The 21,281-nt window shown below is 62.3% G+C and carries 22 protein-coding genes and 1 pseudogene; 8 read left to right on the top strand and 15 right to left on the bottom strand.

Going from position 1 to position 21,281, the window contains the following annotated elements:
* Positions 1-82 precede the first annotated feature (82 nt).
* The 4 genes from mch to A4R29_RS12175 form a co-directional block, all read right to left on the bottom strand.
* Positions 83-1,039, bottom strand: a complete 957-nt coding sequence (mch, locus tag A4R29_RS12160) for a methenyltetrahydromethanopterin cyclohydrolase (RefSeq protein WP_082827385.1) — start codon at positions 1,037-1,039, stop codon at positions 83-85.
* Entirely contained in the window at positions 1,036-1,947 is a 912-nt protein-coding gene (locus A4R29_RS12165) for an ATP-grasp domain-containing protein (RefSeq protein WP_244506948.1), read from the bottom strand. Before A4R29_RS12165 ends, mch begins: the two co-directional genes overlap by 4 nt.
* Before the next feature lie 196 nt (positions 1,948-2,143).
* Entirely contained in the window at positions 2,144-3,037 is an 894-nt protein-coding gene (locus A4R29_RS12170; RefSeq protein WP_013532031.1) for an NAD(P)-dependent methylenetetrahydromethanopterin dehydrogenase, read from the bottom strand.
* Positions 3,038-3,066: 29 nt separating this feature from the next.
* Positions 3,067-4,038, bottom strand: coding sequence for a beta-ribofuranosylaminobenzene 5'-phosphate synthase family protein (locus tag A4R29_RS12175; protein WP_063172011.1), 972 nt, complete (start codon positions 4,036-4,038; stop codon positions 3,067-3,069).
* A gap of 153 nt (positions 4,039-4,191) precedes the next feature.
* Between A4R29_RS12175 and A4R29_RS12180 the strand changes: the two genes are divergently transcribed.
* The 7 genes from A4R29_RS12180 (at position 4,192) to A4R29_RS12210 (ending at position 10,333) form a co-directional block, all read left to right on the top strand.
* Positions 4,192-4,572 carry a 4a-hydroxytetrahydrobiopterin dehydratase gene (locus A4R29_RS12180; RefSeq protein ID WP_013532029.1) on the top strand — a complete coding sequence of 127 codons (381 nt, stop codon included), beginning with the start codon at positions 4,192-4,194 and terminating at the stop codon, positions 4,570-4,572.
* Positions 4,573-4,689: 117 nt separating this feature from the next.
* Positions 4,690-5,778, top strand: a complete 1,089-nt coding sequence (locus A4R29_RS12185; RefSeq protein ID WP_063172012.1) for a molybdopterin-binding domain-containing protein — start codon at positions 4,690-4,692, stop codon at positions 5,776-5,778.
* On the top strand, positions 5,772-7,403 hold the full coding sequence (locus A4R29_RS12190; RefSeq protein ID WP_063172013.1) for a formylmethanofuran dehydrogenase subunit A: 1,632 nt from the start codon (positions 5,772-5,774) through the stop codon (positions 7,401-7,403). The genes A4R29_RS12185 and A4R29_RS12190 overlap by 7 nt, the downstream gene beginning before the upstream one ends.
* On the top strand, positions 7,391-8,299 hold the full coding sequence (fhcD, locus tag A4R29_RS12195; protein ID WP_063172014.1) for a formylmethanofuran--tetrahydromethanopterin N-formyltransferase: 909 nt from the start codon (positions 7,391-7,393) through the stop codon (positions 8,297-8,299). Before A4R29_RS12190 ends, fhcD begins: the two co-directional genes overlap by 13 nt.
* A complete protein-coding gene (locus A4R29_RS12200) occupies positions 8,296-9,105 on the top strand; it encodes a formylmethanofuran dehydrogenase subunit C (protein WP_027162602.1) in 810 nt (269 codons plus the stop codon). The genes fhcD and A4R29_RS12200 overlap by 4 nt, the downstream gene beginning before the upstream one ends.
* A gap of 99 nt (positions 9,106-9,204) precedes the next feature.
* On the top strand, positions 9,205-10,035 hold the full coding sequence (fghA, locus tag A4R29_RS12205; RefSeq protein WP_063172015.1) for an S-formylglutathione hydrolase: 831 nt from the start codon (positions 9,205-9,207) through the stop codon (positions 10,033-10,035).
* A 70-nt stretch (positions 10,036-10,105) separates the two neighbouring features.
* Positions 10,106-10,333 carry a hypothetical protein gene (locus A4R29_RS12210; RefSeq protein ID WP_244506949.1) on the top strand — a complete coding sequence of 76 codons (228 nt, stop codon included), beginning with the start codon at positions 10,106-10,108 and terminating at the stop codon, positions 10,331-10,333.
* Between the two features lie 44 nt (positions 10,334-10,377).
* On the opposite strand, the gene A4R29_RS12215 is transcribed toward A4R29_RS12210, so the two are convergent.
* From A4R29_RS12215 to A4R29_RS12250, 8 genes and pseudogenes are all read right to left on the bottom strand, one after another.
* Entirely contained in the window at positions 10,378-10,584 is a 207-nt protein-coding gene (locus tag A4R29_RS12215; protein WP_013532022.1) for a type II toxin-antitoxin system HicB family antitoxin, read from the bottom strand.
* A gap of 4 nt (positions 10,585-10,588) precedes the next feature.
* The gene (locus tag A4R29_RS12220; RefSeq protein ID WP_013532021.1) at positions 10,589-10,789 is read right to left on the bottom strand and encodes a type II toxin-antitoxin system HicA family toxin; all 201 of its coding nucleotides are present in this window, start codon (positions 10,787-10,789) and stop codon (positions 10,589-10,591) included.
* A gap of 6 nt (positions 10,790-10,795) precedes the next feature.
* Positions 10,796-14,578, bottom strand: a complete 3,783-nt coding sequence (locus tag A4R29_RS12225) for a vitamin B12-dependent ribonucleotide reductase (RefSeq protein WP_063172016.1) — start codon at positions 14,576-14,578, stop codon at positions 10,796-10,798.
* 631 nt (positions 14,579-15,209) lie between these two features.
* Complete coding sequence (locus A4R29_RS12230; RefSeq protein WP_013532019.1) at positions 15,210-15,521, bottom strand: PilZ domain-containing protein; 312 nt, start codon at positions 15,519-15,521, stop codon at positions 15,210-15,212.
* Between the two features lie 132 nt (positions 15,522-15,653).
* A complete protein-coding gene (locus A4R29_RS12235; protein ID WP_013532018.1) occupies positions 15,654-16,142 on the bottom strand; it encodes an NUDIX hydrolase in 489 nt (162 codons plus the stop codon).
* 213 nt (positions 16,143-16,355) lie between these two features.
* On the bottom strand, positions 16,356-16,856 hold the full coding sequence (gene gpt, locus A4R29_RS12240) for a xanthine phosphoribosyltransferase (RefSeq protein ID WP_013532017.1): 501 nt from the start codon (positions 16,854-16,856) through the stop codon (positions 16,356-16,358).
* 131 nt (positions 16,857-16,987) lie between these two features.
* Positions 16,988-17,820, bottom strand: a pseudogene (locus A4R29_RS35465) (universal stress protein).
* 81 nt (positions 17,821-17,901) lie between these two features.
* Entirely contained in the window at positions 17,902-18,645 is a 744-nt protein-coding gene (locus A4R29_RS12250; protein WP_027162596.1) for a competence/damage-inducible protein A, read from the bottom strand.
* A 126-nt stretch (positions 18,646-18,771) separates the two neighbouring features.
* Between A4R29_RS12250 and A4R29_RS35050 the strand changes: the two genes are divergently transcribed.
* Positions 18,772-19,323 carry a hypothetical protein gene (locus A4R29_RS35050; protein WP_244506952.1) on the top strand — a complete coding sequence of 184 codons (552 nt, stop codon included), beginning with the start codon at positions 18,772-18,774 and terminating at the stop codon, positions 19,321-19,323.
* Positions 19,324-19,465: 142 nt separating this feature from the next.
* Here A4R29_RS35050 and A4R29_RS12260 read toward each other — a convergent pair whose 3' ends face one another.
* From A4R29_RS12260 to A4R29_RS12270, 3 genes are all read right to left on the bottom strand, one after another.
* Entirely contained in the window at positions 19,466-19,705 is a 240-nt protein-coding gene (locus A4R29_RS12260; protein WP_013532013.1) for a DUF2188 domain-containing protein, read from the bottom strand.
* Between the two features lie 30 nt (positions 19,706-19,735).
* Entirely contained in the window at positions 19,736-20,014 is a 279-nt protein-coding gene (locus A4R29_RS12265) for a DUF982 domain-containing protein (RefSeq protein WP_013532012.1), read from the bottom strand.
* A gap of 112 nt (positions 20,015-20,126) precedes the next feature.
* A complete protein-coding gene (locus tag A4R29_RS12270) occupies positions 20,127-21,230 on the bottom strand; it encodes an NADH:flavin oxidoreductase/NADH oxidase (protein WP_027162595.1) in 1,104 nt (367 codons plus the stop codon).
* Between the last annotated feature and the right edge of the window lie 51 nt (positions 21,231-21,281).

Consider the following 21,281-nt stretch of genomic DNA (forward strand, 5'->3'; position numbering starts at 1 on the left):
TGGCCGCGTCCGCGGCAGGGCTGCACGAACGGCAGTCGCCGGGCGGGCGAATGACAGACGAATCCCTTTGCACCGCCATGCCCTAGCCGAGACTCCGTTCGAGCATCTTCAGATCACGCCGACCGGCGCGAAACGTATCGCCGGTTTCGATCGCTGTCACGATCACTTCAGCCGGGCTGAACAGCAGCGGGTCGATGGCATAGAAATCGCCCTTGAACCGCGTGAAGATCTCGGCGAAGGGTTGGCCGTAGTCCCGTGAGGCGCTGCTGGGGAGTTTTTCCGCGAGTTTGCCAGCCTCCTTCGCCGATCCTTTGACGAAGAGCTGGACGCTGCCGCCATAGATGATGGCATCGTTGGTTCGGCCCATAGCGGTCAGGAAATCCGGATGGGGGGCGGGGATCGGCGCCGTTCCGATGCCGTCGACAACGTTCTCCAGCGGGAATTTGAGATCGTTGATCTTGTGCAGGGCAACCTCGAGCGCGCGCGCCACGATCTGCACGCCGCCGGCAAGGCTTTGTGTCGGCGCGTAGAGGAAGGTGAGCTTTTCCGTCGCCAGTCCAGTTGCCTTGCCCACTTTCTCAACGATCGCGCGGGGAGGCGGTTCGGCCGTCTCAAGGATAAGCACCGCGGAAGATGCGATGTCGCGATAGGAAAGTGTCTCGAACAGCGGTTCGACCCGGGCGAGGGCCCGCGCCGGCCCAGATCCCATCGCGAAATAGTCCTGGCCAGACAGGTTCCAGCCCGCATACTGGCTGCCCAGGCAGGCCAGCACCGGCTGCGAAGATCGCGCTTCGACGGTGAACGGCCATTGCTGTGACGCGCGATCCATGAATACCGAAACGCTGCCGAGACCGCCCATCGCAGCCTCAGCCATGCGCATCCCGGCCTCGACGCTGCCGACGGTCTTGGCGCCGGCATCGATCAGGCGCTCGCCCAATGGTCCCTTGGAAACGACGATACGCAGGCGTTCGGCGTCGCCGATCATGCCGTCAACGATGCGCTGTGCATTGTCGTTCAGGAATGCCGAACCGTCTTTCATGTCCGGTCTCCTTCCCATTGGAGTTGCAATTGGCTGGCTTGTCCCTTGATGAGCCGCTTGGTCGATTGGGCGCTCGGACCGCGCGCGAAGACCGTGCAGACAGGGTCGCCGGCAATCAGACGGGTGCCAGCCGACTGTTGGTCCGCTGTCCATTCAGGCCAGGCAATCGACGGAAAGTGAGTGATTGGCGTCGCGGCGTAGGTCACCATCGACGCCATCGAATCGACGAAGCGCGGCAAGCGGAAGACCTGACCCGTCGCGGCGCGCAGATGCGCTTCGATCAATGGCGCGTCAACATCGTCGAAAATGTCGAGGGTGGCGCCCGGCCTCGGATTGATCTCGATGAACGTGTAGCCATCCGGTCCGCGGATCAGATCGGCGCTGCACAATCCAAGCAGGCCGGCGCGCCGCGTCAGACTTGAGAGCCAGCCGCCGATGACCGCCGCCTGTCTGCGATCGAATCGTCTCAACCGTACGGCGCCGCCGTAGCGATAGGGCGCTGTGGGGGCGGGAGACGTCCATTGTTGGCTGAAACCCACGAGGTGCGCGGTTTGACCATTGCCGACGAACAGGGCCGAGATGCTGCGACCGGCAACGAAGCGCTGGAAGTAGCGGCCGGCGGTCGGGCTTTCTCCGGCTGCTCGTCTGACGTGTCCGCCGCCGGCGCCGCCCGCGGTCTTGACCACCCAGTTCTCCGGGTCAGGCGGCTGGTCCCATCGCAGTTGCGGATGCGGGATGCCGAGTTCGGCACAATCATCGGCCAGCAACTGCGGATCCTTGATCCTGCGGATCGCGGCGCCGCCATTGCCGGCGAGCCGAAAGTGTCGCGCGATTTTGTCCACGGTCTCAGGCATCCGCTCAAACCCTGAGCCCAGGACAATGGCGGCCGGCAGGTCGTCGCCAGCCAATCGCCGAAGCGTGTCGATGATGCGCTCGCCGTCGATGCCTCCTTGCAGGTCGCCTGGCAGCATTGTCGCGCGTTCTGCGAGCGCGACGGTGTCCGTATCGCAAAAGAAATCGGCGACCAGCGGACGATAGCCGGCGCGACGCGCGGCGGCGGCCAGCGCCCGGCCTGAAATTGCCGCGATCAAGAGAGATCCGGCGTTACTTGGCAATCTCGCGTGCAAGGGAAAACGCTTCCTGAAAACCGAGCGTGATCGTCTTTTCGGATTCGATCATTCTTTTGAAGAGACCGAATTCGACCTTATATTTGACATTGCCGATGGCAAGCGGACCAATGCCGACAGCTTTTGCCGCATCGAGTGGATCACCATTGGCATTGACGGCCAATCCTTCGATGCCGGCCGGGGGAACGGCATTGACGTCGGCCGCAATAAGCAGGTCATTGCCTTTCAATTGGGCTTTGGAGACCACCTGGACGCCAGCTTTGGCGCAAGCCAGGATAATTTCGTTGGCTTCGACCAGCTTTGTCTTGCGGGCGTCGCTCGATCCGTCAGCCGCATCGACGGTGAGGTGGAACCTGCTTTCGATCTCGGCCGCGATCTGCTTGACCCGTTCGATGCCGTCATGGCCGACAAGTGTGACCCGGGCACCTTCCCCTGCCGCGATGACGGCGGTGCAGAAGCCGACGACGCCGGTGGCGCCGAAAACAGCCACCCTCGTATCCCTGAGCGCACGCTGGAATTTCTTCTCCAGCGCCTTCTCGACCTTGGCCACCATCGCCGCGGCCGTGGTGAACGAGCCGGCTGGATCGGCAAATACCGAAACCTGGAAAGGCGGCACCATCGCCTTCTTCGCGGCGTCGAACATGTCGAGCGCCAACGAGGCATCCTTCCCGGCGATGAAGATGCCGGTGTCGACACCCGCATCCGGCGGGCGCGAAAAGATCGCGTCCTGGACCAGTCCTGTCACTTCGGCCAGGCCCACATCGACATAGGGGACGACGGCGTCGAAACCTGCGTCGAGCGCCATGTTCACGTCGAAGGGGCTCATCTGCTTCAACGGTGTCAGCATGTGCAGGATGTGTTTGCGGGCCATTTCTTGCCTTTCTGCCTGAAACTGAAGCGTCAGCTGCCGACGAGATCCAGCCTGGTTGAACTGATCTTCGCGCCGGAGTTCCTGCCCTTGACGATCTTGACCTCAAGGCCGCCCTCAACTGTCGTCTTCCGAACCGCGTCGACGAACTTGAGTGCGGCGTCCTGCGATGGCGCGAAGGCAAAGCCTGTCGGCCCCCAGGAACTCTGGCCGATGCCGACGGCGCCTGCTTCATTGAGACAGTGGGCCACCATCTCGACCCGCTTCGAGGTGAACACGCCGCCCTGGGCCGGGGCGAAATGGCTGCCGATCAGCATCTGTATCGCGGTGACGGCGGCGCCGAATGCCGGAAGGTCCCGCTCGACCAAAGCCGGCATTATGCCCATCAGCACCCTCCGGCAGATCTCCCCACTGCCTGCCGTTGGGAATGGCGGCAGCGAGCGAAACGCCGTAACCTCGGCTGCTCCATGCAGTCCATGCCCGGAATGGTCGAGGATGAGGAGGACGCGCCACTCTTCCGGAAACGGCAGCCGCGCGACGACCGGAGGCGTTCCGCCGCGGTCGTTCTTGCCGGCGTCGACTATGACGCCGCCGTCTTCGAAACTTGCGATGCCGATGCCGGATCGGCCGCCCCGCTCGAGCAGGTTAGCGTCGCCGGCGATGTCCAGAGGCAGATTGTGGAGCGTGCGCAACGCCGAGGCGACGGCAAGGGCGATCTGCGTGCCGGAGCCCAGACCCGCATGACTGGGGATCGACTGCTCGACCACCAGATGGTGCTGGCCGCGAATGCCGAGATGCTTGCAGAGCGTCGACAGATGCTCGCTGGCGCGGGTGCTCTCGGAGCCTTCGACGATGGTCTCGCTGGACCGCGACAGGGTGACGACGGTTTCGGGTTCGCTCAATGGAAGCCCGACGCTGCCGAACCGCCGTCCAGCATCGCCATTGAGATCAAGGAAGCCAAGGTGCAGGCGAGCGGGCACTCGTATGGTAACAGAATTCGACATCTGCCCCCCGATGGGTGCATCATGGATGCATCATGGAAGTTTAGGTGCCCGGTACCATGATAACTGTTTTCGTCGATGGGGCAAGCCAAAGAGAACGCATACGTGTTTGCCGGCTCCGGCGTGTGACAGACCGAGCAATTCGCGGAGGTCGAGATGAACGAGACAGTCAAGGAAAAGGTCTATTCGGAAGCCGAGATCGCCGACCGGCTTGAGAAGGAGCTGCCGAAATGGCGTTATGAAAACGGCTGGATCCGGCGCAAATACAAGACCCACAGCTGGAAATCGACGCTCATGGTCATCAACACGGTTGGTCATCTCGCCGAGGCGGCGTGGCACCATCCTGATATCACCGCCTCCTATGCCTGGGTCGAGGTGCGCCTGACGAATCACGCGGCGAAAGGCATTACCGACAAGGATTTCGAGTTGGCGAAAAAGATCGAGGATGTTGTCCAGTGGCAGCCGGCCAAGGAAGGCGGGGCACTGGAGGGCACTCCACTGACCGATCAACGCTTCGCTTACGTCAAATATGACTAAGCAGGGTCGGAATTTGTTGACGCGTATGAAAACATTCGCTGATCCGCTGCAGGGTGGGGTTCACGGCCAATCCAGTTTCGTCTAGGATCGAGCCGGCACCAGAAAGTAGTTTAGCGAATGGCGGTTGCTTGGATCGGCAACCGGGAAGCGCTGATTGAGCACGCGGCTGCGCATGCCGCGTCGCTATTGTCGTCAAGTCGGTGCCCGGTTTTCAGCTTTGATACGGATATAGATGGCACGAGGGCGGCGATCGCGCTGGCTGAGCGGGCTGGCGCGGCATACGACCATGCCGATGGTGCGGCACTTGCCCGAGAGACCGCGCTTTTTACCGACAAGGGGGCAATGACCGTCGCCCCCGGAGAGACGCGCCGGCGTGCCGATGTCGTGGTGATCGTGGGCGAGCTCCCGCGGATCCATCATGGTCTTGTTGGCGAACTTGCCGGGACGGTTCCCGACCTCTCGACCGGCAACCAGCGCGCGTTCTTCGTGGTAGGCCCAAACGGGATGTCTGTGCCGCCGCTGAACGGCGGACGCAAGGCAACGCAACTTTCCTGTGGCCAAGCTAGCCTCACCGCCACGCTGGCGGCACTGAGGGCACAGTACAAAGGGCGGCGTACATCGCAACCGGTGTCGAATTTCAATGATTTTGCCAAAGCTCTGGCGGCCGCGCATTTTCCCGTGTTCCTGTTTTCAGGCCACGCCGCCGAAGGCTTGGCATTGGAGATGCTGCAAGGACTGATCGCCGATCTCAATCGCAAATCGCGCGCATCCGGCCTTTATCTGCCGGCGAGCGAAAACGGGTGGGGAAGCGCGCTCGCCTCGGCCTGGATGACAGGTTTTCCGCTGCGCACCGGCTTTGCGCGCGGCCTCCCTGAATTCGATCCCTGGCGCTGCGATGTGGAGCGCATGATCGCTGCCGGCGAAGCTGACCTGCACCTGCGGATCTCCGCCGCAACGGCCCAACTACAGAAAAAAAGGGCACGCATGGCGCTGATTGTGCTGACGAAAACGGAAAAGCCGGTTGCCGGCGCCGCAGTCACCATGGCCATCGGCGAGGCTGGGGTCGATCACGATGCGGTTGTCTACTCCAGCCGCACGGGCTCGCTCAGGTCGATCGATGCGCAAGCGGCCTCGCAATTGCCCTCCGCCGCGACGATCATCCGCCTGATCGCTACCCACGCCTTCGCCGAGCCACTGCCATGCTGACGAAAATCGCCGGCGGCGACATCATCGATCCCGTCAACGGCCGTCTCGGCAAAGGCGACCTCTGGATCAAGGACGACAAGATCGTTCCGGCGCCGGCGGGAGGGGCGGCCGACCGGACCATCGAAGCCAGCGGCTGCATCGTGATGGCTGGCGCCATCGACATCCACTCCCACATCGGTGGCGGCAATGTGAACACCGCGCGGCTGCTCTTGCCCGAACAGCATGCCGCCCATCAGCTGCGGCCAGCAATGACGCCGCTCTCCAATGCCGGCTGGTCGACGTTCCAGACCGGCTGCCTCTACGCAAAAATGGGCTTTACAACGGTCGTCGAGCCGGCGATGTCGCCGGGAGCGGCGCTGCACACGCATCTCGAACTGGCTGACATCCCGATTATCGACAAAGCGACCCTTGCCATTCTCGGCAACGACGATTTCCTGTTGTCGATGATCCGCGACGACGCCCCCCGGACGATGATCGAGGACTATGTCGCCTGGACGGTCGCTTCGACGCGAGCGCTTGGGGTCAAGGTGATCAACGCCGGTGCGGCGGCCGCCTTCAAGGAGAACGTCCGCACCTTCTCGCTGGATGATGTCGTGCCTTCCTATGGCGTCAGTTCGCGCAAGATCGTCAAGACGCTGCAGGCCGCCGTCGACAGTCTTGGCTTGCCGCATCCCTTGCATGTCCATTGCAACAATCTGGGCAGCCCCGGATCGGCGGATACGGCGGCTGCGACGATTGCAGCGGCGGATGGACTGCCGCTTCATCTCGCCCACCTCCAGTTCTATGGCTATGGCACGGAAGGAAAACGCGGGTTTTCCTCTGCCGCCGCACGGCTTGCCGAACTGGTCAACGCGACGCCGGAAGTCACCATCGATATCGGCCAGGTGATGTTCGGCCAGACGGTCACGGTCTCCTCCGACGTCATGCGGCAGTTTTCGGCGCGTGGCAGCGCACACCCGAAAAAGACCGTCATTCATGACGGTGACGGCAATGGCGGCGGCATCGTGCCCTACAGCTATGGCAAGGACTTCTACGGCACGATGCAGTGGGCGATCGGGCTCGAGCTTTTTCTCCTGATCGACGATCCCTGGCGTGTGTTCTTCACCACCGATCATCCCAACGGTGCACCTTTTACCGCCTATCCGGCGCTGTTCGAACTGCTGATGAGCCGGGAAGCGCGCACCGAAATGGCCGCCGGACTTTCCCTATCCGCCCTGGCGCTCTCTACCCTGGCCGCAATCGACCGCGAATACACGTTCGAGGAAATCGCCATCATGACGCGCGCGGCGCCGGCCAAGCTGCTCGGCTTGACGGATCGAGGCCATCTCGGCGCCGGCGCAACAGCCGACGTCGCTGTCTATCGCAGGGACCGCAGTATCGCCAAAATGCTCGGAGAGGCGGCGTATGTTTTCAAGGATGGCGATCTCGTCGTGCAAGACGGGGAAATCATCCATTACCGCTGGGGCAAGGCATTGAGGCTCAAGCCGCCTGTCGACAAGGCAATGGTGCGACGGCTCGAGGACTATCACCAGCAGCGCTACGGCCTGTCGCTGGACTGGTTCAATTTCCCGGATTCCGCAATTGCGCGCGAACAGCCATTCGGCGAGGTGCCATGCCGAACATGAGCATCAATGGCGTAACGATCGACGATACCTTCGCGGAAGCCTTCGGCATGCGCGCAACCGCCATCGTCATCACCGCGCCGAGCCGGAAATGGGCTCGCCAGGCGGCGATCACAATGACCGGCTTCGCCACCTCCGTGATCGGTTGCGGCTGCGAAGCGGCAATCGATCTCGACCTGCCGCCATCGGCCACACCGGATGGCCGGCCGGGCTGCCGCGTCATGATTTTCGCGATGGGAACGGACGAATTGCAGAAACAACTGCTCAATCGTGTCGGCCAGTGCGTTTTGACCTCGCCGGGTTCCGCCTGCTTTGCCGGGCTGCAGGGCAGCGCCGAGCTCAAGCTCGGTTCGGCACTGCGTTATTTCGGCGACGGCTGGCAAATCTCCAAGAAGATCGGCGACAGGCATTTCTGGCGTATTCCCGTCATGGATGGCGAGTTCCTGTGCGAAGCAACGACCGGACTGACGAAGGAAGCTGTCGGTGGCGGCAATTTCTTTGTCATGGCGCAAAGCAGCGCCAACGCTTTGGCCGCTGCCGAGGCCGCCGTCGGTGCGATCGGCATGGTGCCTGGCGCCATCGTGCCGTTTCCGGGCGGCATTGCCCGTTCGGGTTCCAAGATTGGTGGCAAATACAAAGGCATGATCGCCTCGGCCAACGAAGCCTACGCGCCGACACTGCGCGGCGTCGTCGCGAGTGAACTCGGTCCCGACATCAACGCCGTCCTGGAAATCGTCATCGATGGTGAGACCAATGATGCAGTTGCCGCCGCGATGAAGGCCGGCATTAAGGCTGTCATAGAGCTCGGCCCGAAAAGAGGCGCGGTTCGGATCAGCGCCGGCAATTACGGCGGCAAGCTCGGAAAATTCATCTACTCGCTGAAGGATATGCTGCCATGAAGGCGCTGACCTTCACCCTGGTTGCCGAGCCGCCGGAGCGCCTTGACCTGTCGCCGCTGACGCCGGAGCGGCTGGCCGGGATCGACAGGCGCGACGTTGAAAGAATCCAGATCGGCATGACGAAGCACGGCTCGAAGGTGGGCGACATTTTTCGCGTCGCCGGCAGCGATCCGACAAACATCGTGTTCGAGGGCGGAAGCACGCGCCTCGACCTTGTGGCGCAAGGCATGCGGGGTGGGTCGGTTCGCCTCGTTGGCAATGCCGGCGCCCAGGCCGGGCGCGCTATGCGCGGTGGCAAGCTCACGATCGAAGGCAATGCGGGTCCACACGCCGGCTCCGGCATGCGCGGCGGCAGGCTTGAGATAACGGGCAATGCCGGCGACCACCTCGGTGCGCCGCTCGTCGGGGAACTGGCCGGCATGAACGGCGGTGTTTTGATCGTCAGGGGCAAAGCGGGCGCCTTCGCCGCGGACCGCATGCGGCGCGGCCTGATCGCGGTGCTGAAAGGCTCCGGTGACCATGCAGGCAGCCGTATGATCGCCGGCACCCTGGTGGTGGCCGGTGGCACCGGTGAGATGCCCGGCTATCTGATGCGTCGCGGTTCGATCCTTCTCGATCGCGCGCCGGCACGCATGTCGCCGAGCTTCGTCGAATGCGGCGCACCCGAAAGCGTCTTCGCCGCCATCATCGATCGTTATCTGATCGCCGAGGGCATTTTGAAACGGCCGCTTCTGGGGAGCGCACCGCGCAAATATGGCGGGGATAACGCAGTGCTCGGAATGGGCGAGGTTCTTTTTCCGCGCTGAGATCCGTCGACACAGGAACCATACGATGGCAGGACGCAAGTGCTTGCCGCTGGGGTAGTGGTGGGCCGACCGTCATTCGACCTGCAACGTGGAGAACACATGAAAATCATCTCTCAAACGAAAGCCCATGGCGGCGTGCAGGGCGTCTATTCCCATTTGTCGACGAGTTGCCGTTGCGACATGACTTTTGCCGTTTTCATACCTCCGCAGGCGCGGGAGGCGCCTTGTCCCGTTGTGTGGTATCTCTCAGGCCTGACGTGTACCCACGCCAATGTAATGGACAAGGGCGAGTACAGGCGCATGGCCGCCGAGCTCGGCCTGATCGTCGTTTGTCCCGACACCAGCCCGCGCGGGGCCGACATTCCGGATGAAAAAGACAACCGGCAGTTCGGCTCCGGCGCCGGCTTCTATCTCGATGCGACGCAAGAGCCTTATGCGAAGAACTATCGTATGTATTCCTATGTCGCCGAGGAGTTGCCGGCCCTCATCGCGGCTGAATTTCCAGCCGATATGGCACGCCAGGCAATCTTTGGCCATTCGATGGGCGGGCATGGCGCGCTGACGATTGCCTTGAAGAATCCGCAGCGGTTCAAGAGCTGCTCGGCGTTCGCCCCGATCGCCCAGCCAAGCACCGCCGGCTGGTCGAGACCGGCTTTTGAGAAGTATCTCGGCAAGGATGAGGCCTCGTGGCGAAGCTGCGACGCGACGTCGCTCATCGACGACGGATACCGTTTCCCCGAATTTTTGGTGGATCAGGGAACGTCGGACGGATTTCTTGACGACGGGCTGAGGCCTTGGCTGCTTGAAGCGGCCTGCGCCAAAGCAGGTATTCCGCTAAAGCTGCGGATGCAGGATGGATACGATCACTCGTATCTTTTCATCTCCAGCTTCATGGACGACCATCTGAGATGGCATGCTGAGAGGCTTTGATCTGGGCAGGCCGAAGGCATGGCCAGATGCAAACAAGTTATTGCGACGCCTTACACTGAGAGCGCCGCGCTTGCCGCCGTCAAACGCTACACATCCCTGGATTGCGAAAATACTGAAAGCACTGGCCAGCCCCGATGAGGTTCCCGACCCACCCTGCGGCTGCTGGGGCGAAATGCCTGATGGCATCCAGTATTTCGAAGTGCCCTTGGGCGAGGGTCGGAAGCTGCTGTTCGTCCGCATCGGCCAGGACGAGCCGCTGTTTGACAAGCAGACGCTAAGGGTGTTGCCGGCGAGTTAGACGCCCGGACCAGAGCCTGATCCGGATCGAGTGGAGGCCTGCCTCTATGCCTCTACGTATTCCGCGAGGCTGACACCCTTGGGCACATCCAGCCCATCGGCTCGCAAACCTTCGATGTGAAAGCGTATTGCATCGCGAATCTCGGTTTCCACTTCAGCCACAGTGGCACCTGTCGCGATGCAGCCGGGTAGGTCCGGCACATAGGCGGAGAAATTATTTCCTGCTTTTTCAATCACCACCGCGTAACGCATGTCATCATTCCTTCAAACCTGACTGCTTGAGGATGCTGTTCAGTGTTCCTGGCGCAACCTCTTCAGACGGCTTGCCAGCCACGGTGACGCGGCCGGCTTTGACTTCATGCTTATATTGGCGATGGCTGCCCTTGGTTGCAACCAGATACCAGCCATCGGCCTCCAGCAGGCGAATGATCTCGCGAACTGTAAGCCGAGGTGGCACTAGATCTCAGCTGCACCCGCTCGTCGAGCCGCACGTGTCGCACTTCTCGCAGGTCCCGTTCCGCACCATGGTAAAATTCTGGCACTCGGAGCAGGAATTGCCAGTGTAGCCCTGGAGCAGCGATTTGGCGCGGCGGTCGTTGGCGAGTTTTTTTGCTTCGGCCGCCTCGACGGCCGCCGCGTCGGTGAACAATCCTGCCGTGGCGTCGGAGGCAGCACCCGCCGCTTCCTCGAAGGCGATGTCCTCGGCCAATTCCTTTGCCCGCTCCTCATAGTCGCGCTTGTAGGCGACCGCTTCGTCGCTGGCGGGTTTCAGCGCCAGCACGTTGGAGCCGGAGAAGGCGGTCGGTGCCGAGCGGGCAGGGGCGCCCGAGGGGGCCGCAAAGCCTTTCGGATCGTTGCCGCTGACGCGCGACACCAGCTTCACCGGCGAGGCGCCACGGGTCAGGCCCTTGGAGACCGCATCGGTCTTGCCTTCGCTGATGCCACGGCCAAGTGCGGTGTTGGAAAAGTCCGACTGGTCGACATGGGCGAGATCGTTGCGGCCGAGGTAGGAGATCGCCAGCTCGCGGAACACGTAGTCGAGGATCGACGTCGCGCTCTTGATGGCGTCATTGCCCTGCACCATGCCGGCCGGCTCGAACTTGGTGAAGGTGAAGGCGTGCACATATTCGTCGAGTGGCACGCCATATTGCAGGCCCAGCGAGATGGCGATGGCGAAGTTGTTGAGAAGGCCACGCAAGGTAGCGCCTTCCTTGTTCATGTCGATGAAGATCTCGCCGAGACGGCCATCGTCATATTCGCCGGTGCGCAGGAAGATGGTGTTGCCACCGATCTTGGCTTTCTGCGTGTAACCCTTGCGGCGGCCGGGCAGCTTTTCCTGCTCGCGCGACACGCGCTCGATGATGCGCTCGACGATCCGCTCGGTGATCTGTGCGGCACGCGCTGCCGCAGGTGCGGCGAGCAGCTGCTCGACGGCTTCATCCTCGTCGTCCTCGCCATCGGCGAGCAGCGAGGAATTGAGCGGCTGCGACAGTTTCGAGCCGTCGCGGTAGAGCGCGTTGGCCTTCAGCGCCAGCTTCCACGACAGCATGTAGGCGCCCTTGGCATCTTCCACCGTCGCATCGTTGGGCATGTTGATGGTCTTCGAGATGGCGCCGGAAATGAAGGGCTGTGCAGCCGCCATCATCTGAATGTGGCTGTTGATCGAAAGCGAGCGCTTGCCGATCTTGCCGCACGGGCTGGCGCAATCGAACACGGCGAGGTGTTCGGCCTTGAGGAAGGGCGCGCCTTCCAGCGTCATCGCACCGCAGACATGGATGTTGGCGGCCTCGATGTCCTTGCGGGAGAAGCCGAGCGCCGGCAGCATCTCGAACGAGAAATCGTTGAGCTGCTCGTCGGTGAAGCCGAACGTCTCCTTCACCCAGTCGGCGCCGAGCGTCCACTGGTTGAAGACGAACTTGATGTCGAAGGCCGACTTCAAGGCTGCGTTGAGCGCCGCGATCTTCTCGTCGGTGAAGCCCTTGGCCTTGAGCGCGCCGGGGTTGATGGCCGGCGCCTGGTTGAGGTTGCCGTGGCCGACCGCATAGGCTTCCATTTCGGCGATCTGGGCTTCGGAATAGCCGAGCGTGCGCAGCGCTTCCGGCACGGCGCGATTGATGATCTTGAAATAGCCGCCGCCGGCCAGCTTCTTGAACTTCACCAGCGCGAAGTCGGGCTCGATGCCGGTGGTGTCGCAATCCATGACCAGGCCGATCGTGCCGGTCGGCGCGATGACGGTCGCCTGCGCGTTGCGGTAGCCATGCTCCTCGCCGAGCTCGATGGCGCGGTCCCAGGCGGCCTTGGCGTGGGTTGCAAGGTCCTGCTGCTTCAGGTCGGAAGCGACGAGCGGCACCGGGTTGACGGCGAGCTTCTCGTAGCCCTGCTTCTCGCCATAGGCGGCACGGCGATGGTTGCGCATGACGCGCAGCATGTTCTGGGCATTGCGGTCGTAGTCGGCGAAGGCGCCGAGTTCGCCGGCCATCTCGGCCGAGGTGGCATAGGCCATGCCGGTCATGATCGCGGTGAGTGCGGCGCAGATCGCGCGGCCTTCGTCGGAGTCGTAGGGAATGCCCGACGTCATCAGCAGGCCGCCGATATTGGCATAGCCGAGGCCGAGCGTGCGGTATTCGTAGGACTGCTTGGCGATCTCCTTCGACGGGAACTGCGCCATCATGACCGAGATTTCGAGCACGATGGTCCACAGCCGCACCGTGTGCTCGTAGGCTGCGATGTCGATCGTGCCGTCGGCGTTGCGGTAGGGCAGCAGATTGATCGAGGCGAGATTGCAGGCCGTGTCGTCGAGGAACATGTATTCGGAGCACGGGTTGGACGCCCGGATCGCACCGGCCGAAGCGCAGGTGTGCCAGTCGTTCATCGTCGTGTTGAAATGCAGGCCGGGATCCGCGGACGCCCAGGCGGCGTAACCGATCTTTTCCCAGAGATCCCTGGCCTTCAGCGTCTTCAGCACCTTGCCGTCCTTGCGGGCGGTCAGGTGCCAGTCGGCATCGTCCTCGACGGCGCGCAGGAAATTGTCCTTCAGCGACACCGAATTGTTGGAATTCTGGCCCGAAACCGTCAGGTAGGCGTCCGAATCCCAGTCGGTATCGTAGGTCTTGAACGACATCGAGCTATAGCCCTGCTTGGCGAACTGGATGACGCGGTAGATGTAGTTCTCCGGCACGGCCGACTTCTTGGCCGCCTTGATCTCGCGCTTCAGCGCGGAGTTGATCGACGGATCGAAGCAGTCGTCGCCATTGCCTTCGCAGTTGACGCAGGCCTTCATGATCGCTTCGAGATGCTTCTTGACGATCTTGGAGCCGGTCACCAGCGAGGCGACCTTCTGCTCTTCATTGACCTTCCAGTCGATGAATTCCTCGATATCGGGATGGTCGGCGTCGACAATGACCATTTTGGCGGCGCGGCGCGTCGTGCCGCCCGACTTGATGGCGCCCGCCGCGCGGTCGCCGATCTTGAGGAAGCTCATCAGGCCCGACGAGCGGCCGCCACCGGACAGTTTTTCGCCTTCGCCGCGCAGCAGCGAGAAGTTGGAGCCGGTACCGGAGCCGTATTTGAACAGGCGCGCTTCACGCACCCACAGATCCATGATGCCGCCCTCGTTGACGAGGTCGTCCTGTACGCCCTGGATGAAGCAGGCATGCGGCTGCGGATGCTCGTAGGAGGATTTCGACTTGGTCAGCTTGCCGGTGAAGGGGTCGACATAGAAGTGGCCCTGGCTCGGCCCGTCGATGCCATAGGCCCAGTGCAGGCCGGTGTTGAACCATTGCGGCGAGTTCGGCGCGACGCGCTGGGTGGCCAGCATGTAGGCAAGCTCGTCACGGAAGGCGCGTGCGTCTTCTTCCGACGCCTTGAAGTAGCCGCCCTTCCAGCCCCAATAGGTCCAGGTGCCGGCAAGGCGGTCGAAGACCTGGCGGGCGTCGATCTCGGAACCGTAGCGCTCGGCTTCCGGCAGCTTGGCGAGTTCCGCCTCATCGGCGACGGAGCGCCACAGGAAGGAGGGGACGTCGTTCTCTTCGATCTTCTTCAGGCGTGCCGGAACACCGGCCTTGCGGAAATATTTCTGTGCCAGGATATCGGCTGCGACCTGGGAGAACTGCGCCGGCACGTCGATATTGTCCAAGCGGAACACCACCGAGCCATCCGGATTCTTGATCTCCGAAAGCGCCTTGCGGAATTCGATCTCCGCATAGGCGGACTGTCCTGGCTTGGTGAAACGACGCTCGATGCGCATTGGTCCGGTCCCTTTTGTCTACATGTAGCGCTTTTCCCCAGGGATTTCTGCCCCCGATGCGAAACGCGCATGTCCGCCGTCTGCCGGCGTTCGAAAACGGCCGGCTCTCCATTTCGCAGCCTCCGCCGGCCCTGCTGGTCAAACTCCTTGCGAAGTGCCTGTCCAACGCGCCGACGAACCCACGGGTCCCTCAAAACTGATTTTTTTCCGATTCCCTCGGTCGAGGGAAATTCACACTATCTAGCGTCGAACCTACCTGCAAACACTAAATATAGTATTAACAGACAATTTATTCAAGCCCGACAATTGTCCCTATCGACCCCAACCGCCCCACAATTCCAACGCTTCCGCCGGCCTCGTAACCAGGCGGAAATGCGAGCAAAACGCACATAATCCGGGAAAAAGACCGGGCTCAGAACTTTCCGGTCGCACTCTCAACAGGAGCGCATGGCCTATAAAAGGCGACTCGTTTTGCGCCGTCAAGGATTCGTTTGCGTAGCTTTTGTGACCCCAACATCTTGTGTGTCACATATGTGGATAACGGGGATAGAATGCGGTGCGGCGATCGCAATTTTGCCGTCACCAGGCAATCCGGACGCGGCAACGATCCAAAGCGTCGTGCCTCAATGGATCAGCCGTAGTGCAGCCTGGGTTTTGGCTCGGTGCCGGTGAACTGCACCCCGATACGGTCATTGCGACGCCAGCGGACCTCACACCGATAGGCAATGCCGTCGAGCGGCACATAGAGAAGGAAGCGATCGGGAACCCGGGCTTCCAGCGGTATCTTCAGTTCGGCTCCGCCTTCGTGTTGATTGCGCAGCGTGCAGCCGACTTCCGAATTCGAAATTCCGGTGATGATCGACCCGCCCTTAAGCACGCGCGGACGATGCTCGCGCTCAGGCTCGTCGGACTCGTTTGGAATTGGATTTGCGGGATTCGCCATCGATCAAAAAATACCAGAGCTGCCGAATCCTACCTTTGATTCCTTAGCAAAGCATTCATGTCGATGCGCGGCAACGCGTGTCCAGCCTTTGCAAGCCAGTCCCGTTTGCAAAGAGCGCGGTGTGGCCGCCCGTCAGGAGAAGCTGTGCGGGTCGGCGCAGAAATAGGCGATGATCTGGCAAAGGTCGGGTTCGTTGACCATGCGCACCGCTTCGCTTGCACGGACCCATTTGCGGGTGCGTGAGCGTTTTTCCTTCCAGCGGTCCGCGACTTTGTCGACATGCAGCGGAAACACCAGGACCTCGCACGGGACTTCTTCGCCGGAAGCCAGCGCCTTGGCGTAGAAGTAACGGCCGGCTTCAAGATGAGAGACACGGCCGCGCAGCCCGGCCTCCTCGCCGGCTTCGCGCGCCGCGGCCTCGCAGAGCGGCTCCCTGGCCTCTGGCCAACCCTTGGGCAAAACCCAACGGCCGGTATCGCGGCTGGTGATCAGCATGATTTCGACGCCGTCTCCCGTGTCGCGCCAGGGCAGGGCGGCAACCTGCAGGCGGCACGGCGCGGTGCCGAAGAGCCGTCGGACCCTTTCGGCCAGATGATTGTGTGTCGTTGGCCTCGTCAACATCGAAGAAGCTAGCCCCAGCCTCCGGAATCGTTTGCCGTCTCACGAATCTTACGGCTAATTGTCGGCAATAAAAGTAAAAAATTTCATTCGCCTGGCCAATTTCCGCCAATAGACGTCGATTTCGCGAAATATCCGGCTCTGCCGGACGTGTTTGCGAAAGCAAATCCATCCCCGGTGCAAGCTGCTGGTCTGTAACAGGCAGGTAGTTGCGAATCAGCCGGCGTGGTCGTCGGCGATCGGCTTCTGGTAGGTGAAGCCCATATCCCACGGGAAATAGATCCAGGTGTCCTGGCTGACTTCGGTGACGAAAGTATCGACCAGCGGCCTGCCTTTCGGCTTGGCATAGACAGTGGCGAAATGCGCCCTGGGCATCATCGCGCGCACGATGCCCGCCGTCTTGCCGGTGTCGGTCAGGTCGTCGATGATCAGCACGCCGGCGCCGTCTTCGGCGAGCAGGGCAGGGGTGATCTCCTTGAGGACCTGCAGCTGCCCCTGGCTGGTATAATCGTGATAGGAGGCGACGCAGACGGTTTCGATGACGCGGATGCCAAGTTCACGCGAGATGATCGCCGCCGGCACCAACCCGCCTCGCGTGATGCAGACGATCGCTTTCCATTGCCCCTTGTTGGCGCCGGCAAGCCGCCAGGCGAGTGCGCGAGCGTCGCGATGGAACTGGTCCCAGGAGACCGGAAAGGCTTTTTCGGGAAGGGACATGTCGCGCACTCCACAGCACGCGGGGATCGCGCGCAAGAAAACAGGGGAATGCGCGCGGAATTAGCTGGAAAGCCCCCATCTTGGCAAGAGCAGGGGCCTTGGCAAGGCAAGGGCCAGCGATCGCTGTGGGCTTACCGCGAGAGGAAGGCTGCCACCGGCGCGGTGCGCAGCACGCTGCGCGTCACGCCGCCGAACAGAAGCTGGCGCAGCCATGAATGGCTGTAGGCGCCGAGCACCAGCAGATCGGCGCCGGTTTCCGCGATTCTGGTCTGGATGATGTCATCGACCGAACTGCCGCCCGACTGCTGCACCGAGACGCTGACGGTGGCGCCGTGGCGCGACAGCGCCGCCGCGATTTCGGCGCCGGCGGCCTCCGGGCTGTCGTCGAGCGTTTCAGGAGGGTCGATAACCAATATGTCGGTCTTCTCGGCTTCGATGATGAAGGGCAGCGCGTCGAAGGCGGCGCGCGCCGCTTCCTTGCTGCCGTTCCAGGCGAGCAAGACGCGTTTGAAGGTGGTGATCAGCGGACCCTCGTGCGGCACCACCAATACCGGCCGGCCGGCATCGTAGACCAGCGTGTCTACGTCCGCGCTGGAATCGCCGCCCGTTTCGCGCTGCGCTGCTATGATCAGGTCGGCGGCCCGCACGCTCGAAATCCCGGTCAGCGCGCTGTCACCCGAAAAGCTCTCCAGGCTTCGCCATTCGAGGAAAGACCGGAATCCTCGATATGCCTGAGAAACAGCGTCCTCAATTTCTCGGCCCGTTCCCGGTTCATGTCTGCCGAAACCTGCAGGAATTCGGTGTCGGGAAAGCCTGTGGCAGAGGTGTAGGGCACGGGAAGCGTTTCGGCGTGGATGCCGACCAGATGGCTCTGGAACCGGTTGGCGAGCGGAATGGCGCAGTCGAGCACGCGCTCGGCGTCCTGCTCGTTCTGCAGAATGGCGACGATGGTTTTGAATCGCATGACAATCCCTCAGTTCACGAGCTGGCGAACTCGTGCCGGGGAAACGTTGCAGCGTCGTGCTTTGTTCCGGTCTGGACCAGATCAGCCGGGATTGCTGGCGAAGCCGGCGACCATCGCCTCGACATCGGCGCGGGCAGCGTCCAGCGCCTCCTGGCTGCGGGCACGCACGACCAGTTCGGTCCAGAACTTGCCATCGCCATATTTCGGATAGGAGCCGATGATCGTATCGGGATGCGCTTTCTGGATATCACCCAGCGGCCCCCCGATGAGGCCTTCGCCGAACGGGCAGGGCACGGTCGCCGACAGCATCTTTGTGCCGGCCTTCAGCGTCGGCACGACATTGTCGAGCATGGCCTGGAAAATCGACGGCACGCCAGCCATGACGTGGACGTTGCCGATGCGGAAGCCAGGCGCGACCGACACCGGATTGTCGATGAGATCGGCGCCGCGCGGCATCCGTGCCATGCGCTTGCGGGCCTCGGTATATTCGATGCCGCGCGCGGCATAGCTTGCTTCCAGCATCGCATAGGCCCGGGCATCGTATTCGCAAGGCACGCCAAAGGCCTTGGAGATGGAATCGGCCGTGATGTCGTCATGCGTCGGCCCGATGCCGCCGGTAGTGAACACATAAGTGTAGCGCGCGCGCACGGCGTTCACCGCCGCGATGATCTCGTCTTCCTCGTCCGGGACGATGCGCACTTCCTTCAGGTCGATGCCGATCGCCGTCATGACGTCGGCGAGATGGCCGATGTTCTTGTCCTTGGTGCGGCCGGACAGAATCTCATCGCCGATGACGAGCATGGCGGCGGTCACGATTTCAGGCATGGGAAGCTCCGGCAAGCGAGTGGCCCGGGAAGGCGAGTGGTCTGAGATAGCGCGGCGCAGCGGTGGCCGCAATGTCATCTCCGCGGCGCCGGCTTCCCTGCCCGACTACATGACCGCCGGAGGTGGATGGCTCGGTCGAAGCCAACTCGTTTCCACACCATGTTCTGCGATGACGTGGCGGTCGAGCAAGATCTCGGTCACATCGACGGGTGCTATGACAAGGGGCACTTGCCGGAATTCATGGCCCCGGAGCAAACCGCCGCATCCATCGAGCGCATCGCCGGCCGGGCTGATCGGGGCCTCACCTCAGCTTCACGACAATTTCAAGGAACCATTCGGCTGACTACCGGGTTTTATGAGTGTCGCACCAAGGCGGCTAAGATACGGAGTGATTCAATGGTTACAAAACTTCTCGCAGCATCCGTCCTGACGATTGGTCTCGCCACATCGGCGATGGCGCAGTCACTGGACGACAGGTACTCAAACAATCATGACTGGTGGCTGTTCGGTAACAACGACCAGACAACTGTCGACCCCTACACCACGGGAAGCATCAGTGACGGCTCCGGGTTGAACACCCAAGGCAACACCGGCGCTATTGGCCCATGTGCCCACAACACACCAGGCCCGGACGCTAACGCAGGGCAAAATGTCAACGATCAGTATTGCGGCAAATAGCCAGAACGTGATTTCCGAAAAGCGCACGCCGATTTTCTGGAAATCCATGTTCGAGGGCTAGTCCGCAAGGACAGCCGCTGGCCGCTGGCGCGTCCCCTCTCCGGACGGCGCTGCGGTCGGCGCTCCGCCGAACCGCTCCACATCAATCCGAGACTTCTGTCTGCGGCCGGTCGCGGCCGTCGGCCAGTTCCTCATGCCATTTTCCCTCGGCGTCCTCATACTGGATGCCGTCCGTCGCTCCGGCGACCTGCTGCTCGGCCGAGGCGATTTCGGCGGCGCGCAACGCGTCCTGATGCGTCGGAAACGTCTCGGAAAAGGTCGCTCCGACCTTGTAGGCCCAGCCGCCGTCATGTTCGACGATCTTGTAAGTCAGCTTCGCCATGAAAAACCTCCGGTTGAAAGGTCCGTCTGCTCAATGCAGTCGGTCGTCGGGCAGTCTGTCGTCGGGCACCAGCACTTCCGATTCCTTGGCGGCTTCAATCAGCGCCCGGCGCGCATCTGCTGTCGAACGATAACCTTCCAGCACTTTGAGGCAAGTGTCGAGGGCATCACGATGGCGCGGGCCGCGATTGAGCGGCCACACCGTCATCAGGCACTCCGCGGCTTCCTGGGCGCTGCGGATGTGGCGATATTTGCCGACGTGGCCAAGTTCGACGACGACCGGCACTTCAAAAGGTTTGTTGTCCATCATGGCCGCAACGCAAAGCAGCCAATTTGGTTGCAACCATGGCCGTCAGCCTGCGCCCAAACGTCTCAGAGGCTGTTTGAAGGCTCTACAGCGCCGTGTCGGGAGCGCGAACCGTTCAGCCCGCCGCCTTCATCCAATGCTGCATCGTGGTCACCGAACGGGCAAGTTGTGGCGCCGGGTGGATTGTCTCGCTGAATGTCGCCGCCGCACGCCACCCCCAGCGCGGATCAGCCAGGAAGGCCCGCGCCAGCGCCACCATGTCGGCGCGGCCCTCGGTGACGATCGCTTCGGCCTGTTTGGGGTCGTCGATCAGGCCGACGGCGCGGGTCGGAATATCAGCGCCCTTGCGCACCGCCTCCGCCAGATGCACCTGATAGCCGGGGCCGGTGGGCAATTTCTGCAACGGCGAATTGCCGCCGCTCGAACAGCAGAGATAGGCAACGCCCTCGTCCTTCAGCGCTTTGGCCACTTCGATCGCGTCCGCCACGTCGAAGCCGCCGTCGACCCAATCCTTCACGGACAGCCTTGCGCCGAGCATCAGCTTTGGCACCGCCTTGCGCACCGCCTTGGTGATTTCGACGGCAAAACGCATGCGGTTTTCCAGCGAGCCACCCCAGCGGTCCGTGCGCTGGTTGGACAAGGGCGACAGGAACTGGAAGATCAAATAGCCATGCGCGGCGTGCAGTTCGAGGAAATCGAAGCCGGCGCGTTCGGCTCGCCTTGCCGCCTCGGCGAAGCGCTCGATCAGCTGTAGGATCTCCTCGTCCTCCAGAGCGTGCGGCACGTTCCAGCCGGTGTCGTAGGGGATGGCCGAGGCGGAGACGGTCTGCCAGGGATCCTCGTTTGGCTGCAGTGGTCCGCCGCCCTCCCACGGCTTGCGGTTCGAAGCCTTGCGGCCGGCATGGGCGAGTTGGGAGCCGAATTTCGTGCCGGGTGCGGCGACGCGTCGTGCAGCGTCCAGCGCGCGGCGGGCGGCCGCTTCATTGTCTTCGGAGTAAAGGCCGAGGCAGCCATGGGTGATACGCCCGCGCCGCTCGACATCGGTCATCTCGACCGTGACCATGCCGGCGCCGGACATTGCGAGGTTCATCCAGTGATGGAGATGCCAGTCGCTGGCCGAGCCGTCCTCGGCGGAATACTGGCACATCGGCGCGACGGCGATGCGGTTGGGGAAGGTGAGGCCGTCGAGAGTGATCGACTGGAAAAGCGACGCTGTCATGAGAAACTCCGGGAGGGTTCGCAGCTATTTAGGCGACCGATGGCGCCTGCG

The organism is Mesorhizobium ciceri biovar biserrulae, assembly GCF_001618845.1.
In the GTDB taxonomy this organism is placed as follows: Bacteria; Pseudomonadota; Alphaproteobacteria; order Rhizobiales; family Rhizobiaceae; genus Mesorhizobium; species Mesorhizobium ciceri.